This window comes from Priestia sp. 10L35 (assembly GCF_056395685.1).
Genome location: NZ_JBFTKA010000001.1, coordinates 464,301 through 482,033, shown reverse-complemented (window position 1 = coordinate 482,033; position 17,733 = coordinate 464,301). Strand labels below are relative to the sequence as shown.

Below are 17,733 nucleotides of genomic sequence, written 5' to 3'. Positions count from 1 at the left end.
GTTAAGAGCACACAGAATAAATAAGCGTACTTTCTTTTTCATGTGTACTGATTTTATTTGCATCTTCTAAAAAATCGAGCTGACCAATTGTTTCAGAAAGAGTTAGCCCTAGTTCTTTTTCATAAATAGTAGGAAATAGCTGTTTGCAAATATCAAATGCTGTTTGAGGACGTTCTTTTATCATGCTAAGCACTTTATCCGCTCGGTCGCTCTGCTTTTGTAACCGCTCTTGTACAAGTTCGCGAACATGTAACACTTCATCTCCATGACCTGTATAGATACAGTTTATCTCTAAATCAAGCAGACGTCTTAATGAATGATTATATTGAAGAAGCGTTTTAGGTCGCTCGCCGCTTGGTTTCATAGGAGGTTCAATGAGCGGATTAGATGAAATATGCTTTAACAGTAAATCTCCTCCAATCATAACCGCTGTTCTTTCATTGTATAATGCAATATGGCTTTGAGCATGACCTGGTACTTCAAGTACTTTCCAACTCTCTAGGCCCGGAATGTAATCTCCTTCCTGCACAGAAGTTGTAAGAGAACGATGACATGAATACTTCATTGATGCTTTTAAACGTTTTAAATAAGGGCGAAACCTTTCATCTACGCCGGCTTTCATAAAGTGGTCTTCAAAAAACGCATCGTACCACTCAAAAAAATCTGGATTTTGGGAGATCCAAGGCTGATTTTTCGCATGACCGACTATGGCGATATCTTTATCAAAAAAATCAAGCATTCCTACGTGATCAGGATGGTGATGAGTTAGGACAACTTGCTTAATATCATCTGGTTTTAATCCTATTTCATTAAGCTTTTCTTTAAATACAGACCACGCCGCCTCCGTTTTAATACCAGCATCAATTAGCGTAACGGTCTGACCTTTTATAACAAAAACATTCACATCTCCTACCGCAAAAGGAGTAGGCAGCACAATTTTATATAATTGCTCATTCATCTGTATTTTTGCTCCTTTACCATCGCATTTTCTTTTAAGTTTACACGATTTTTCCTATTATTTATACAATTGCATTCGTTTTCTGAAAATTACATTGACATCCTTCTCTTTTTCATTGCATAATGACAGAAATATAGTGAAGTTTTATTCATATCTTTAGATAACTATGCATTTTATAAAGAAGAGATACACAAACACAAACCTTTAACAGATACTGAAATCTCAGTATCTGTTTTCATTGGATAGCAAATGACTGGAGGAACTTTTAATGAAAACGGATTTAAACATCGCCTTTATTGGAGCTGGATCAATGGCTGAAGCTATGATCTCAGGGCTGCTGTCAGATAAAAAGCTTCGCCCCAATCAAATCACCGTAACAAATCATAGCAACGATAAAAGACTTCACGAACTTCGAAACGCATATGAAATTAACATTACGCGTAATCATGCCTTGTTAATCGAAAAAAGCGATATCGTCGTGCTTGCTATTAAACCAAAAGACGTAGCGGAAAGCATCGATACGATTAAGTCTTATATTCGTCCGCACCACCTCGTTCTCTCTGTTTTAGCAGGTGTATCGACTGCCACAATTGTAAACTTGTTTGACCAAGAAGTAGCGGTTGTAAGAGCTATGCCAAATACATCGGCCTCTATTGGATTATCGGCTACAGCCATTGCACCCGGCAAGTTTGCTACAGCAGAGCATATGAACGTTACTACTGCTTTATTTGAAACGATTGGTACGGTTACAACTGTAGAGGAAGAGCAGCTTCACGCTGTAACAGGACTATCTGGAAGCGGCCCAGCGTATGTCTACTATCTAGTAGAAGCAATGGAAAAAGCAGCTGAAAAACAAGGCTTGGATACGTCAGTGTCAAATGAACTAATTCTTCAAACTCTTATCGGTGCTGCAGAAATGCTGAAACAGTCACCTAAAACGCCAGCCGTACTTCGAAAAGAAGTGATGAGTCCGGGCGGCACAACGGAAGCAGGAATCGAACAGCTTATTTCTCATAACTTCCAAGAAGCCATGATGCAGTGTATTGAACAAGCTACAATTCGCTCCAAATATTTAGGAGATACGATTGACGAAAAAATCTCGAGTAAACGTTCGTAAAGGTTCACCTCTTTCTAAAAAAAGAAAGAGGTTTTTTTATGATTAAAAATGGATAAGCAGATTATGTGAAAGAAAATTCAATGCGGTGATATAATAAATTTTGTTTAGAGTATCGAAATAATTGGAGGTTAAACCGAATGACAACAAAACTATTTTCACCTTATACAGTGAAAGATGTAACATTAAAAAACCGAATTGTAATGTCACCAATGTGTATGTATTCATGCGAAAAGGAAGACGGCGTAATAACCGACTTTCATATGGTTCACTACACAACTCGTGCGGTTGGACAAGTAGGTCTCATTATGGTTGAAGCCTCAGCTGTCGTGCCACAGGGTCGTATTTCAGCTCAAGACTTGGGAATTTGGAATGATGAACAAAAAGATGGATTAACGAAACTTGTGACACAGCTAAAAGAAAACGGTGCAAAAACAGCTATTCAACTTGCACACGCAGGACGTAAAGCAACTGTTGAAGGCGATATTTATGCTCCTTCCGCTATTGCTTTTGATGATAAAAGTAAAAAACCTGTGGAAATGACCACAGAACAAATTCATGAAACGATTTCTACCTTTAAAGAAAGCGCTCGACGCTCAAAAGAAGCTGGATTTGATATTATCGAACTTCACGCTGCACACGGTTATTTAGTACATCAATTTCTATCGCCGCTAAGCAATAAACGCAGCGACGAATATGGCGGCAGCGCAGAAAATCGCTATCGTTTCTTAAAGGAAATTATTGAAGCTGTGAAAACAGAGTGGGACGGCCCTTTATTTGTCCGTGTTTCTGCTTCTGACTATACAGAAGGCGGATTAACAGTCGATGATCACGTTGCATTTGCAAAATGGATGAAAGAACAAGGCGTCAACTTAATCGATGTTAGTTCCGGTGCTCTTGTACACGCTCCAATCAACGTATACCCTGGCTATCAAGTGCCGTTTGCAGATAAAATTAAGCAGCAGGCAAATATTGATACAGGCGCAGTTGGATTAATTACAACAGGACGACAAGCAGAAGAGATTCTGCAAAGCGAACGCGCTGATTTAATTTTTGTTGCGCGCGAACTTCTGCGCGATCCGTACTTCCCGCGCACGGCGGCAAAAGAACTAAATGAAACAATTTCAGCACCCGTTCAGTACGAACGCGGATGGTAAAAAAAAAAGACGAGGATATCCTCGTCTTTTTTTATGAAATCGTAAACCGTTTCAAATCTTCTGCTATGTCGGTATTTGGAAAAATTTCTTTTGCTCCTTCTGCTAGCCGGCTGACTGCGTCTCCTTGGTAACGCGAACTAATATGAGATAAAATAAGACGCTCGGCCGATGCTGTTTTAGCGATTTCAGCGGCTTCTTTTGCAGTAGAATGAAAATAGTTGTAAGCAAGCTCCTCGTCTCCCGCTGAAAAAGTAGCTTCATGGACTAAAACATTTGCATGCATAGCAAGCTGAACACTTTGCATGCACTTTCTTGTATCTCCTAAAACCGTGATGACCTTCCCTTTTTTAGGCTCTCCTACAAATTCTTGACCATTGATTATACGCCCATCTTTTAATACTACTTCTTTCCCTTCCTTTAACTGCTGATAATGAGGCCCCGGGGGAATATTCATCTCTTTTAAACGCTGAACGTCCAGTGATCCTGGCAAATCTTTTTCGACAACTCGATATCCATAAGATAAAATGCCATGTTCAAGTTTGCCAAACTCCACTGAAAAAGTTTCATCTTCAAAAATCGTTCCACTTTCACTTTCCTCTTCTATTTCAACAATCTCTAGAGGATATTGCAGATGAGTTTGACTTACAGCCAGCGTGACTTCAATAAATTCTTTAATTCCTTTTGGCCCGTATACAGTAAGCAGCGATTCTCCGCCTTGAAACGAACGGCTTCCAAGGAGTCCAGGCAATCCGTAAATATGATCACCGTGAAGGTGCGTAATAAAAATTTTCTCAATTCGCCTCGGTTTAACGGTTGTATGTAAAATTTGATGCTGAGTTGCTTCTCCACAATCAAAAAGCCACACCGCCCCTCTTTCTTGCAAAAGTTCGAGCGCAAGAGATGAAACATTCCGCTGTTTCGCCGGTACTCCTGCACCCGTTCCTAAAAATAACAATTCCATTTTCTACTTCCTCCTTCACACGCACAAAAAGCCTGTAAGTATATTATACAGGCTTTTTGCAAACTTACCTATTTGATGCTGTCAAGCGCATACGTAATAGTAGCTAATAACAGCTCAATATCACTTTCCTCAATGTTGAGAGGCGGCGAGAGGGTGAGAACATTATTATAGCCGGCCACCGTTGCTCCATTTTTTCCAATAATGACTCCTTTGCTTTTGCATTTAGCAATCACTTCGTTTACAAGATTAACGTCTAACGGTGCCTTCGTTTGTTTATCAGCTACAAGTTCAATTCCAATTAAAAGCCCTTTACCTCTTACGTCTCCAACGTATGGGTGGCTATCGATAAGCGGCTTTAGCTCACTTAATACGTAAGCTCCAAGCTGTTTAGAACGGTCAAAAAGATTTTCTCTCTCCATAATTTCTAAATTCTTTAATGCCAGTGCACACGCAGCTGGACTTCCTCCAAATGTATTAACATGGCGAAAATACTCGTACTGATCGCTATCTTTGAACGCTTCATAAATTTCTTTTTTAACAGCAGTTGCAGAGAGCGGAAGATATGCGCTTGTAATTCCTTTTGCCATGGTAATGATATCTGGTTTTGCATCGTAATTCATAAAACCAAAGGCTTCTCCTGTACGTCCAAAGCCGCAAATAACTTCATCTGCAATTAAAAGTGCACCGTGTTTTTCACACGTTTCTTTTACGCCTTTCATATAATTTTGAGGCGGTAAAAGAATTCCTCCTCCTGTAATAATTGGCTCCATAATAACAGCGGCAATCGTTTCACTTAGCTCCCACGTCATAACATTGTCAATATCTTTTACAGATTGAAGCTGTTCTTTCGGTGCATCGTAGTCATCTTGCCCTCGGTACGAATCAGGCGGGGCAACGTGAATAAAGCCAGGGGCAAGCGGTTCATATTTATATTTACGCTGAGCTTGGCCCGTTGCTGCTAGTGCGCCCATTGAATTCCCATGATACCCTCGGTAACGCGAAATAAATTTGTAGCGAGAATGCTCTCCTTTTTGCTGATGGTACTGACGCACAATTTTAAAAGCCGTTTCATTTGCTTCAGATCCGCTGTTTGAAAAGAAGATAACATAGTCATCACCTAGCATTTCATTTAGCTTCTCTGCCAGTTTGATAGCAGGTACGTGAGATTGAGTGAGGGGAAAATAAGCCAGTTCTTTTAGCTGCTCATAGGCTGCGAGCGCTAACTCATCCCGTCCATACCCGGTATTTACACACCAAAGCCCTGCCATTGCATCTAAATAGCGATTTCCTTGCTCATCTGTAATCCAAGCACCTTTTGCTTTTGTAGCTACCATCGTTGCATCCGGACTGTATGGTTTCATTCCATGCCATACATACTGCTCATCTTTTGCACGCAGATCTTTTTCATTTTGACTGACCTGTACCATCTTATCCACTCCCAAATCGCTAGCGCGGTATTTTTTTCTGTATGAAAAGACTTCGACAAAATGCCGAAGCCACTTGCTATATTCATCTATATGTTAAAAGTCAAAGCGTGATGTAACCATCTTTTTACGTGTAAAGAAGTTCAAACCGTCTTTGCCGTTGACATGCAAATCTCCGTAAAAAGAGTCTTTCCAACCGGAGAATGGGAAGAAGGCCATTGTAGCAGGTACTCCTACGTTAATACCGAGCATACCAGCATCTGCTTCTTCTCTAAATTGACGCACCGCTTTTGCATCTTTGGTATAAATCGTTGCTCCATTTCCAAAACGGGATTTTTCCATATAGCGAAGCGCTTCATCTAATGTGTCAGCACGAAGCAAGCTTAGTACAGGTGCAAAAATCTCTTCTTTAGCAATGGTCATATCAGGAGTTACGCGGTCAAAAATTGTTGCTCCTAAGAAATTGCCTTCCGTATGTTCATCCATTTCTTTACGTCCGTCACGAATGAGTTCCGCTCCTTCTTTCATGCCAAGTTCAATATAATCCAGCACCTTATCACGGTGCTCTTTTCGAATCACAGGCGTTAGAAGCACTTCATCATCAAAGCCGCTTCCCATAATTAATTCATCTGCTTTTTGCTTTAATTTTGCGACGAATTCATCGCCTTTTTCACCAACCACGACCACTGCGCTGCACGCCATGCATCGCTGGCCGGCACTTCCATAAGCGGAGCTGATAATATGTGATACCGCTTTATCCATATCGCAGTCTGGCATCACAACATGATGATTTTTAGCTCCAGATAAAGCCTGAACTCGTTTCCCTTGAGATGCAGCTTGTTCATAAACATATTTTGCTACCGGCTGCGATCCGACGAATGAAATCGCTTTAACTTTTTCATGCTCTATTAATCCGTTCACAACGTCGTGTGCCCCGTGCACAATATTTAATAATCCATCCGGTGCTCCTGCTTCTGTAAAAAGTTCAGCAAGTCGCGTTGCTAAAAGCGGCGTTCGCTCAGACGGTTTTAATACAAACGCATTTCCACATACAATGGCAAGAGGGAACATCCAAAGCGGTACCATCATCGGAAAGTTAAAAGGTGTGATGCCGCCAACGACACCCAGTGGAAAACGGAACATCTCAGAATCAATTTCTTCCGCTATGTTATTTAATGATTCCCCCATTAATAAAGTAGGAGCACCCGCGGCAAACTCCACGCATTCAATACCGCGCTGTACTTCACCGTAAGCTTCTTTAAAAGCCTTGCCGTTTTCTTGTACCACTAATTTAGCTAACTCTTCATGATGCTTAACTAGTAAATGCTGAAACGCAAACATTAATCTTGCTCGTTTTGGAGCAGGAACGTTACGCCATGTTTCAAATGTTTTTTGAGCTGTTTCCACCGCATTGGCTACGTCTTCTTTTGTAGAAAGCGGTACTTTTGCAATGACTTCGCCCGTCGATGGATTAATTACCTCTCCAAATTTTCCCCCTGCCGTATCAACCCATTTTCCGCCCACGTAATTTTTTAAAACTTGCGTATCATTATTCACAACTGACATATCGCTTGGCCTCCTCAAAAAATAAGAAATGACAAATCTACCTTTATTATTGAATAAATAAATGGTGGTTGCATTAGACAAAATGTGAAACAACTCTAGATTCTCGTTTCACATTTTGCGCAGTGAACTAGGAGAAAGCATGAACTAAAATGAACATATAGTAAAATCATCCTCAACATAAAAAAACAGCTGTTTCCAGCTGCTTACTTATCCGTTTATAAATTCCGCGCGCGACTTTTTCATCATAAACAAATATTCATATGCCATAATCATAAACTCAATTGCCAGTCGTTTTTCCGGCTCCATAAAGTCTTCACCCAGCAGCTTTTCTAGTTTTTCGATACGGTGATACAGCGTTTGCCGGACAATGTATAAACGCTTAGCCGTCTCTTGTTTAGATCCGTTGCATGCTAAATAAATTTTTAATGTTTCCATGAGTTTTGCATTATACGTTTCATCATATGTAATAACGGGCTGCAGATATTCAAACACCACTTCCTGTAGGTCTTCATGCTGATGTAAAAGCGAAATAATCCGGTACATATGCAAATCATCATAAAAATGAATAATGGTTTGTTTTTGCAGCATTTCTTGAATCGAAATCGTTTCTTTAGCCGTTTCATAGCTTTTATGCATGCAGTCAAGCTGTTCACAGTATTGGCCAATTCCGATAAAGCTAATGGCGTTCCTCTTTGAATTTTCATCCGATTCATATTGATTCATCCAGCGATGAAGGCTGTTTTCTAGTCTCTCTCTCCACGTGCTAACCATTCGTTTGTTCAAAAGAATAAATAATACTTCCCGATTTCGCTCGGAGACTAATAAGTGAAAGCCTTCTTGTTCAAAAATGCTTCGCAAGATCAGCTTAAAATATGTTCGATCAAACTTCTCCCGCTTTTGCCACTTACAGCAAACAACGACACCTCCGCGGATAGGCGAATCTGAACACACTTCGTGCATAGAGTCTTTTATTTGTTCAAGAGTTAACTCTCCGTTCATCCATTTCGTCATCCATTCGGTTTCATCTACTCTTTTTTTCTCTTCAACATACAGGTCCTTCAAAAAATGCTGAGCAAGTGCAGTCGCCGTTCGGTCAACGGTGAGCACTTCAAGTTCTGTTAACGCTTCATTTATAGAAGCAACATATAGCTGAGCATAATCTTGTCCTAATAAATGAATAGGCTGCTCAGTAAAATGCGGACTTTCATTTTCCCTGCTTATATAATGAAGTAGAAGCTGCTGTTTGAGCAAGTCCATCTCAGGAGCAAAGGTAAACAATTCATTTGAAACTTTAAGGCCGACAAGAAGCCCCGTAGATTCATATAAACACTGTAAGATGAGGGCCGGATCATTAACTGTTAACAGCAGCTGATTTAGCCTATGAGAATACTGTTCTAAATCGGAAATCATTTGATAGTGCTGATTAATTAAAAGCGAGTGAACATCTTGCGTAATTTCAACGAACGGAACTTCCTCGTGAAATAAAATAATCGGAAAATCACATTCGTTCGCTTTATCAATTACAATTTGCGGAATCTTAGAAGTATAAGTGCCAAGTTCAATACACAGTCCTGATGCCTTGCAAGAAATTAATTGCTGAAGAAATGATAAACAAGATTGAGAATCTTCTCCCCAGCCTACCCCTGTTGATAAAATGAGCTCGTTTCCTTTTAGCAGCTCATTAATGCGCGTCACTTCCATCACGTGCACCCACTTAACAGAATTAGTAAGCCCTTTCTCTCCAGCTATTACTTCACAGTTTACAAAATGTTTCCTTGTTAAAATCTCTGTTACTGTTAAATATGATTTCAAGTCAACACCGCCCCTAGCGAATTTCACATCATGTCTCCTGGATCATTAACGCGTATTTCGCATATGTGTAGAACAAAAGCTATATCTTCTTACATTATATTAAATATTTAGAAGAAATAAAATATTTAATGAAAGAAACGAAAAAAGCTGTAACGATAATGGATCGTTACAGCTTCTGAGCTGTTTGCTGTAATTTATTAAAAAAACCTTGGCGTTTAACCGCTTGTTCTTTAATTCGATGAATTTCTTTTTTATAAAAACGCAAATCTTGTAGTGACACTGCATTTAACATTTCCATTTTTAATTTATCAATGATTTTTGTTTCTTCCTGTGTCATACACTGCATAGCTTGATCCATCCGTGTCACACCCTTTTCGTATTTAATAGATTTAGTTTGAAAACGTTCTACTATAATATTTACTACAATTTACTAGATAACTAAACCTTTTCTCTTTCGATGTAAACGAAATGTAACAACTGTAATACAGTCAATGGATAATATCTAGTTATTTTGTTTCACATCCAAAACGAAAAAAACACAAAAACGGATCACTTTTGTCAGACAATATAGTAAAAAACTTATAGGGATTAGTAAACAAATAAAGAGATTGAAACATAATTAAAATTCCAATCAACAGCTAGAAGCACCTACGTACATGAAACCTACGTTCACCCTAGCAATAAAAAAATCCGAACGATTCATCGTTCGGATCTTCCTTCAGCTAAAATAATTTTGTCCCGGCCTCCGTTTTTATACTTGTTGAATCAGTACGGATGAAAAATATTTTCTAGCATCCGCCGTCAATATATGAAGGGTTTCTTGTTCGGTTTGGTTATTTTCGATGCGTTCAAACGTCACAAATGCCCCGCTTAGATTCTCCATTACGGCTGTTATTTTAAATCCTTTTTGCAGCAAAAAATCAATCTTTTCTCGCTCTGCCATATATTCATGGTAACTTGACATTTCCCTGCCCCCGATCTATTTCTTCATCTGTTTTTATAACATTAATTTTTCAGCTTCGTTAGCCGTGTTTAACTCATTAAACTTTGCTCGTTTTGTAAATTGTCCGTAGCCTTTTTGACCGACAAACTGCTTATCTTTTACGACAAATTCCCCGCGGCAAAGTACTGAAACCGGCTCACCCGTGACTTTCATTCCCTCAAATGCGCTATAATCGACTGCCATATGATGTGTGTTTGCTGAAATCGTACGTTCAACAGAAGGGTCAAATATAAGCAGATCCGCGTCTGCGCCAACCGCTATTGTTCCTTTTTTCGGGTACAGTCCGAACAGCTTAGCAATTTTTGTTGATGTTATATCTACAAACTGATTGATATTAATTCGTTTCTTCACTACTCCTTCTGAAAATAAAATACTCATGCGATCCTCGATAATAGGGCCTCCGTTTGGAATTTTCGTAAAATCTCCTTTTCCCAGATCTTTTTGACCGTTAAAATCAAACGAACACTGATCTGATCCAATCGTTTGCAAGTCGCCATTACGCAGAGCATTCCACAAAACATCTTGGTTCCATTTTTCACGTAAAGGCGGCGACCATACGTACTTTGCTCCTTCAAAATTCGGTTTTTCTAAATAGGTTTGGTCAAGCGTCAAATATTGCGGACACGTTTCGCCCCAGATATTTACGCCTTTTTCCCTTGCTTCAGCAATCTTTTTAACCGCTTCAGCGCACGAAACGTGAACAACATAGAGCTGTGAGTCAGCCAGCTCCGTTAGCACCGCGGCTCTTCCCGTAGCTTCTCCTTCTATTTCTGGAGGACGAGTCAGTGCATGATAGATAGGATCAGTTTGTCCTTGTTCTAGTGCTTGTGCCGTTAAATACTCAATAACATCTCCATTTTCAGCATGTACCATCACAAGCGCCCCTAGTTTTTTAGCTTGCACTAGCGTTTGATAAAGGGTAGCATCGTCTGCTTGAAAAACATTTTTATAGGCCATGAACACTTTAAAAGAAGTAATTCCCTCTTTTTCAATAATCGTAGGAAGCTCATTTAATACATCTTCCGTGATTTCTCCAATCATTAGATGAAAGCTATAATCGATAGCCGCTTTTCCTGTCGATTTTTCATGCCATGTGCCGATCGCTTTTTGCAGCGGTTCGCCTTTATTGGTTAAGCAAAAATCAATAACAGTTGTCGTGCCTCCAAAAGCTGCTGCTCTTGTACCTGTTTCAAAGTCATCTTTTGTAACTGTGCCTCCAAACGGCATATCTAAATGAGTATGAGGATCGATGCCTCCTGGAAATATATAGTTACCCTTTGCATCAATCACTTCACAGCCCTGCTCTTCAAATGCCGAGCCAATTGCCGAAATAACTCCATTTTTAATTAAAATATCGGCTTTATACGTATCTGTTGCTGTGACTACCACACCATTTTTAACGATTTTCTTCATTTCTTCATCCCCTTTGTATTTATACGTCTAATCGCTGTGCAGCCGTCGCTTGTAAAGCAGCTTGGCGTTCATTCCACGTCATTGGAGGCTGTTCATTCGGTAATTCAACCATGGATATAGCCCCGTCCACCGGACATACAATCGAACATAAATTACAGCCTACACAATCTTCTTCTCTTACTTTTAAATAAGATTTCCCTGAAGGGTCTTTCAGCATATCAATACATTGATGAGAAGTATCTTCACAAGAAATATGACATTTATTGCAGTTAATACACGTCTCCGGATCGATGCGAGCCACTACTTTATAATTGAGATCTAAGTTGCCCCAGTCGGAATATTTTGAAACGGCTTTCCCTACAATGTCACTTACTTTTTCAATTCCTCTTTCATCCAAATAATAATTGAGACCTTGAATCATATCCTCTACAATGCGGAACCCGTGATGCATAGCCGCTGTACATACTTGCACACCTGTAGCACCCATGAGCATAAATTCGACGGCTTCCTGCCAGTTCGAAACGCCTCCCATACCTGATATTGGAACGTTAATAAACGGACTTCTTGCACATTCAGCAACCATGTTTAATGCAATCGGCTTAACAGCCGGGCCGCAATAACCTCCGTGAGCGCCTTTTCCTGCTACGTGTGGAATCGTATTCCATGAATGAATGTCTACTCCTGCTAAACTATTAATAGTGTTAATCATGCTCACAGCGTCAGCACCGCCTCGAACCGCTGCTTCTGCTGTAACGGTGATATCTGTGATATTTGGGGTTAATTTAACAATGACCGGCGTTTGGGCAACTTCTTTAGCCCAATACGTTTGTTTTTCAACCAAATCAGGGACTTGCCCAGAGGCAGCACCCATCCCTCGTTCTGCCATTCCATGCGGACACCCAAAGTTCAGCTCTAATCCATCCACTCCTACGTCTTCTACTTTTTTGACAATTTCATGCCATTTTTCTTGCTGAGGCTCTACCATAAGAGAGGCAATAATTGCGTGGTTAGGAAACTTCTTTTTCGTTTCATAGATTTCCTTCAAATTAACTTCAAGAGGACGATCGGTGATTAACTCAATATTATTAAAGCCGGCTACGCGCTGACCGTTGAAGCCAACGGCAGCAAATCGTGAGGAAACATTTAAAATCGGATCACCAAGCGTTTTCCAAACTGCGCCTCCCCATCCTGCTTCAAATGCACGCTGCACTTGATAACCTGAATTGGTTGGCGGTGCGGATGCCAGCCAAAACGGATTTGGTGATTGAATACCTGCTAAATTTGTTGTTAAATCTGCCATAGATTTCTCCTCCTCCTGATTTTAAGCTGTTTCCATTGTTTCTTTTGTTAACTGCATATGAATATTTAACGCCGTTTGTTTTCCTTGCTGAGCAGCGGTCACAACCATTGCTTCTCCTTGCCCTTTACCAAAAATAACGTCTCCACAAGCAAATACTTTTGGATTGGATGTTTGAAACGTCTCTTGATTAATTATGACAACTCCGTCTTCATGATGCAGCTGAAATTGTTGAATCAAAGACAGATACCGTTCTTGACCAATTGCTTTAACAACAGCATCGACTGGAATGGTAAACGTTGAACCTTCAACAGGAACAGGCTTTCTTCGGCCGTCTGCATCTGGATCTGTTAACGTCATTTTTACACATTCAATCCCGCTCACCTTACCATTTTCATCTCCAATAATTCGTATAGGAGCCGTTAACCAGCGGAATTCAACACCATCTTGTTTCGCAAATTCAAATTCAAAATCATAAGCCGTCATTTCTTCTCGTGTACGACGGTATAAAATTTGAACATTTTCAGCCCCCAAGCGCACGGAACACGTAGCACCATCAATCGCAGTATTTCCCGCACCAATGACGGCAACACGCTTACCCACAAATTCTGTTGATAACGCTTCTGACTTCGTTTTTTTCACAAAATCAATCGCATCATACACACCGTCTAGCTCTTCACCTTCAACATATAGAGAAGGCACCTTGCTCATACCAATAGCTAATACAACCGCGTCATACGACTGCAGCAATTCGCTTGGAAGAATATCTTCTCCAATTCTTACGTTTGTTTTAATTTTTACATCTAAATTTTTCACTTGTTCAACTTCCCAGAATGAAATCGCTTGAGGAAGACGAAACGACACGATTCCATATGTATTTAACCCTCCTGCTTGTTTTTCCGCTTCAAAAATGGTTACGTCATACCCAAATCGGGCCAGTTCTCTTGCTGCAGAGAGACCAGCCGGACCTCCCCCAACAATTGCTACCTTTTTGCCATTTGCTTTTCCTTTCTCAAACAGCACCTGTTCATTTTGAATAGCCCAATCTGTTGCGTAGCGCTGCAAATCTCCAATCATAATTGGTTTGGTTGAGTGGTTAAGCACACACGCTCCTTCACATAGTTCATCGGTTGGACAAACTCTCGAACAGCTTGCTCCTACGGGATTAGAAGACATAATCGTTTCGGCAGACCCCTTTAAATTGCCCGATGCAATTTTTTTAATAAACGTCGGGATGTCAATTCCTGTAGGGCATGCCTGAATACAGGGTGCATCATAACAGTACAAACATCGATTAGATTCTTCGACCGCTTCTCTATTTGACAACCCTTTTTCTACTTCATTAAAGTTTTGAATGATGGACTGCAAACTTTCCTGTGACTGCATTGCATCAACCTCCCAAGGATATCTGTTGATAAAACTCAAATTGAAAGCGCTTACATATTTTTTATATACGTTATTCTCAACTTCTACTTTGGTAAAATGTATTACTAACTTTATTGTACAAAACGACCGTCTTTTCTTCATTATACATTATGTTAAAAAATTCAGACTATTTACTATTCACTATGTAAAAAGCCTTGCTTTTATATAAAAGCAAGGCTGCAACTATTATTTTGCTACTTCTTTAATAATCGACACTACTAGTTCAGATGTCTTCACCAGTTCTTCTACCGGAATTTTTTCATTTGTTGTATGAATGTCTTCATAACCAACTGCTAAATTTACTGTTGGGATATCAAAGCCTGCGATTACATTTGCATCGCTTCCGCCTCCGCTTTGAAGCAGGCGTGAAGGACGATCGATATTAGCCACGGCTTTTTTAGCAACTTCGACAACATGATCTCCATCACCAAATTTGAAGCCTGGATACATCACTTTAATATCAACTTCTGCACGTCCGCCCATTTCTTGTGCAGCTGTTTCAAACGCTTCTTTCATTTTCGCTACTTGTGCTTCCATTTTTTCTGGAATTAATGAACGAGCTTCTGCTAAAATATAGACGCGGTCACACACGATATTCGTTTGCGTTCCACCTTCAAAACGTCCAATGTTCGCTGTAGTCTCTTCATCAATACGTCCAAGCGGCATTTTAGAAATGGCTCTTGAAGCAATCGTAATAGCAGAAACGCCTCGTTCAGGAGCTACACCTGCATGAGCTGTTTTTCCATAAATTGTTGCATTTACTTTTGCTTGTGTCGGCGCAGCAACGATAATGTCTCCCACTTTGCCATCGCTATCTAAAGCATAGCCGAATTTTGCCGTTACGAGGTTAGAATCAAGAGCTTTAGCGCCCACTAAGCCAGATTCTTCTCCTACTGTAATAATAAATTCAATTTTTCCGTGCGCGATGTTTTCTTCTTTTAATACGGTGATGGCTTCTAGCATTGCTGCTAAGCCTGCTTTATCATCCGCTCCAAGAATTGTCGTGCCGTCACTTTTAATATAGCCATCTTCAATAGATGGTTTAATACCGTTTCCAGGTACGACTGTATCCATATGAGAAGTAAAGTAGATTGTGTCTACGCCTTCTTTTGTAGCTGGCAATGTGCAGATTAAGTTGTTGGCTCCGTGGCCCGTTTTTTCTTTGGCATCATCTTCTACTACTTCGACGCCTAATGCGGTAAATTTTTCTTTTAGTACAACAGCAATTTTTTCTTCATGCTTTGTTTCTGAGTCTACTTGTACTAATTCAATAAATAAATCAACGATTCGTTGTTCATTAATCATAATATGTAATCCCTCCAAAAATAACCTACAATGGTATGTTACCATGTTTCTTTGCTGGACGCTCTTCCTTTTTATTGTGCAACATTTCAAGCGCTTGTATTAATTTTATTCGCGTTTCCCGAGGATCAATAACATCATCCACCATTCCAGCGCTTGCCGCTACGTAAGGATTAGCAAATTTCTCGCGATACTGTTCAATTTTTTCATGTCTTGTTTCATCTGGGTTTTCGCTGCCTCGAATGTCGTTTGCAAAGATAATATTTGCAGCACCTTGAGGACCCATAACAGCGATTTCGGCATTGGGCCACGAATACACAAGGTCCGCTCCAATCGATTTACTATTTAAAGCTACGTATGCACCGCCGTACGCCTTTCGCAAAATCACCGTGATTTTCGGAACGGTAGCTTCGGAGTATGCATATAAAATTTTAGCACCATGACGTATAATTCCGCCATGTTCCTGCTTGATACCTGGGAAAAAACCTGTAACATCTTCAAATGTAATAAGTGGGATATTAAATGAATCGCAAAATCGAATAAACCTTGCTGCTTTATCTGAGGAGTTAATATCTAAACTGCCTGCCATTACTTTAGGCTGGTTACACACAAGTCCGACAACTTTTCCATCTATGCGGGCAAAACCAATGACAATATTTCTTGCAAAGTCTTTTTGCACTTCAAAAAATGAGTGCTCGTCCACTACTTGGTGAATGACTTGACGCACATCGTAAGGGCGCACGGCATCAAACGGGACAACGTCTAATAAATCCGGACGATAATGATCAGACTCTGCCTTTGAGGCTAAAGGAGGCTGCTCTTGGCTAGACTGAGGAAGATAGCTTAAGAGCGTTCGTACTTGTTCTAGCACCTCTTGTTCTGTTGCGCCTCTAAAATGGGCATTACCGCTAATTTCGTTATGAACAGCTGCTCCTCCAAGATTTTCAGAGGAAATGCTTTCTCCCGTTACCGTTTCAATTACTTTTGGTCCTGTAATGAACATTTGACTTGTTTCTTCTACCATAAAAACAAAGTCCGTAATCGCCGGTGAGTAAACGGCCCCGCCTGCACAAGGACCCATAATAACAGATATTTGAGGCATGACACCCGAATAAATGGCATTTCGATAAAAAATATGACCGTATCCATCGAGAGACATGACGCCCTCTTGAATACGAGCCCCGCCTGAATCATTTAACCCAATAAACGGTACGCCTGTTTTAGCCGCTAAGTCCATTACGTGCGCAATTTTTTTAGCATGCATTTCACCTAACGCGCCTCCAAATACTGTAAAATCTTGTGAAAACAAATAGACTGAGCGACCGTTTACCTTGCCGTAACCTGTTACTACCCCGTCTCCTGGTCCTACTTGATTATTCATACTGAAATCTGCACACCGATGTTCAATAAACGGATTTAATTCGACAAATGTATGTTCATCCAAAAGAATTTCAATTCGTTCGCGTGCCGTTAGTTTTCCTTTATGGTGCTGTTTTTCAATTTTTTCGTCTCCACCGCCTAACTCGATCTTTCGGCGCTTATCGTACAATTCATTTAATTTATCATAAATGTCAACCATGTTTCTTCTCCTCCTCTAGTGTTTTTTCACAGAGCTCATAAAGAACACCGTTTGCTGACTTTGGATGCAAAAAAGCAATGGATGCTTCCCCTGCGCCTTTGCGCGGAACATCGTCAATCATTTGCACACCCTTTTCCTTTAACTCGTTAATCCGTTCTTCAATCGTGCGCACACCTAAAGCAACATGATGAAGACCTTCACCTCTCTTTTTGATAAACGCACCGACCGCACTGTCTTCAAAGAGCGGCTCTAATAATTCAATTTTTACGTTGCCGCACTGAATAAAAGCAACTTTTACGCCTTGTTCTTCTACTTCTTCTACTTTTAATAGAGACAGTCCTAATACCTTTTCATAAAACGGGAGGCTGCCTTCAATTGATTTTACAGCTATTCCTATGTGATCAATTCCTTTTATCACTTTCTCACCTCTTTTAAAAAAGCGTTTTCATTTACACATATTCTTGAAAACAAAAGAAATCTCCTGCTCGCGTATCTACAGAAAGTTGCTTGTCTAAGCAGCGGAAGACATGTAAAATAGGAAAAAAACGTGTAGGAGGACTTTGGTTGTATGTCTAATAAGAAAATCCAAAAAACCATTGTGTTTTTAATGCTTCTTGTCATGTTAATATCTACGCTTTTAGCGGGACTTGCCATGTGGTTTTAATCGAGACTGATGACTAAAAACATAGATGCGCTGCTGCTTCTTTGTGCAATGCAAACAT

The 17,733-nt window shown here is 40.2% G+C and carries 16 protein-coding genes; 3 read left to right on the top strand and 13 right to left on the bottom strand.

Annotated features, from left to right (window positions below; all coding sequences use genetic code 11):
- Window position 1 precedes the first annotated feature (1 nt).
- A complete protein-coding gene (locus AC1DEF_RS02455; RefSeq protein ID WP_016765515.1) occupies window positions 2-958 on the bottom strand; it encodes an MBL fold metallo-hydrolase in 957 nt (318 codons plus the stop codon).
- 268 nt (window positions 959-1,226) lie between these two features.
- Here AC1DEF_RS02455 and proI point away from each other — a divergent pair, with 268 nt between their 5' ends.
- The gene (gene proI, locus AC1DEF_RS02450; RefSeq protein ID WP_013059097.1) at window positions 1,227-2,075 is read left to right on the top strand and encodes a pyrroline-5-carboxylate reductase ProI; all 849 of its coding nucleotides are present in this window, start codon (window positions 1,227-1,229) and stop codon (window positions 2,073-2,075) included.
- Window positions 2,076-2,212: 137 nt separating this feature from the next.
- Window positions 2,213-3,229: an NADPH dehydrogenase NamA gene (namA, locus tag AC1DEF_RS02445; protein ID WP_477727298.1), complete on the top strand. Its 1,017-nt coding sequence runs from the start codon at window positions 2,213-2,215 to the stop codon at window positions 3,227-3,229.
- A 31-nt stretch (window positions 3,230-3,260) separates the two neighbouring features.
- Here the strand turns inward: namA and rnz are convergent, their stop codons facing one another.
- The 12 genes from rnz to mce form a co-directional block, all read right to left on the bottom strand.
- Complete coding sequence (gene rnz / locus AC1DEF_RS02440) at window positions 3,261-4,190, bottom strand: ribonuclease Z (RefSeq protein WP_162214938.1); 930 nt, start codon at window positions 4,188-4,190, stop codon at window positions 3,261-3,263.
- Between the two features lie 68 nt (window positions 4,191-4,258).
- On the bottom strand, window positions 4,259-5,617 hold the full coding sequence (locus AC1DEF_RS02435) for an aminotransferase (RefSeq protein ID WP_477727297.1): 1,359 nt from the start codon (window positions 5,615-5,617) through the stop codon (window positions 4,259-4,261).
- Window positions 5,618-5,710: 93 nt separating this feature from the next.
- On the bottom strand, window positions 5,711-7,180 hold the full coding sequence (locus tag AC1DEF_RS02430) for a CoA-acylating methylmalonate-semialdehyde dehydrogenase (protein WP_043976292.1): 1,470 nt from the start codon (window positions 7,178-7,180) through the stop codon (window positions 5,711-5,713).
- A gap of 207 nt (window positions 7,181-7,387) precedes the next feature.
- Window positions 7,388-9,019 carry a PucR family transcriptional regulator gene (locus AC1DEF_RS02425; RefSeq protein ID WP_097824571.1) on the bottom strand — a complete coding sequence of 544 codons (1,632 nt, stop codon included), beginning with the start codon at window positions 9,017-9,019 and terminating at the stop codon, window positions 7,388-7,390.
- A gap of 139 nt (window positions 9,020-9,158) precedes the next feature.
- On the bottom strand, window positions 9,159-9,350 hold the full coding sequence (locus AC1DEF_RS02420; protein ID WP_013084957.1) for a hypothetical protein: 192 nt from the start codon (window positions 9,348-9,350) through the stop codon (window positions 9,159-9,161).
- 393 nt (window positions 9,351-9,743) lie between these two features.
- On the bottom strand, window positions 9,744-9,956 hold the full coding sequence (locus AC1DEF_RS02415) for a hypothetical protein (protein ID WP_097824572.1): 213 nt from the start codon (window positions 9,954-9,956) through the stop codon (window positions 9,744-9,746).
- A gap of 33 nt (window positions 9,957-9,989) precedes the next feature.
- Window positions 9,990-11,408 carry a dihydropyrimidinase gene (hydA, locus tag AC1DEF_RS02410; protein WP_097824573.1) on the bottom strand — a complete coding sequence of 473 codons (1,419 nt, stop codon included), beginning with the start codon at window positions 11,406-11,408 and terminating at the stop codon, window positions 9,990-9,992.
- A 19-nt stretch (window positions 11,409-11,427) separates the two neighbouring features.
- A complete protein-coding gene (preA, locus tag AC1DEF_RS02405) occupies window positions 11,428-12,708 on the bottom strand; it encodes an NAD-dependent dihydropyrimidine dehydrogenase subunit PreA (RefSeq protein WP_097824574.1) in 1,281 nt (426 codons plus the stop codon).
- A gap of 21 nt (window positions 12,709-12,729) precedes the next feature.
- Window positions 12,730-14,091 (bottom strand): NAD(P)-dependent oxidoreductase, encoded by a 1,362-nt coding sequence (locus tag AC1DEF_RS02400; protein WP_097824575.1) that lies wholly within the window; start codon window positions 14,089-14,091, stop codon window positions 12,730-12,732.
- 225 nt (window positions 14,092-14,316) lie between these two features.
- Complete coding sequence (locus AC1DEF_RS02395; RefSeq protein ID WP_097824576.1) at window positions 14,317-15,435, bottom strand: tripeptidase T; 1,119 nt, start codon at window positions 15,433-15,435, stop codon at window positions 14,317-14,319.
- A 25-nt stretch (window positions 15,436-15,460) separates the two neighbouring features.
- Window positions 15,461-17,011: an acyl-CoA carboxylase subunit beta gene (locus AC1DEF_RS02390; protein ID WP_043976280.1), complete on the bottom strand. Its 1,551-nt coding sequence runs from the start codon at window positions 17,009-17,011 to the stop codon at window positions 15,461-15,463.
- Entirely contained in the window at window positions 17,004-17,429 is a 426-nt protein-coding gene (gene mce / locus AC1DEF_RS02385) for a methylmalonyl-CoA epimerase (protein ID WP_028411573.1), read from the bottom strand. Before mce ends, AC1DEF_RS02390 begins: the two co-directional genes overlap by 8 nt.
- Before the next feature lie 150 nt (window positions 17,430-17,579).
- Here mce and prli42 point away from each other — a divergent pair, with 150 nt between their 5' ends.
- Entirely contained in the window at window positions 17,580-17,675 is a 96-nt protein-coding gene (gene prli42, locus AC1DEF_RS02380) for a stressosome-associated protein Prli42 (protein WP_149917156.1), read from the top strand.
- Window positions 17,676-17,733 lie beyond the last annotated feature (58 nt).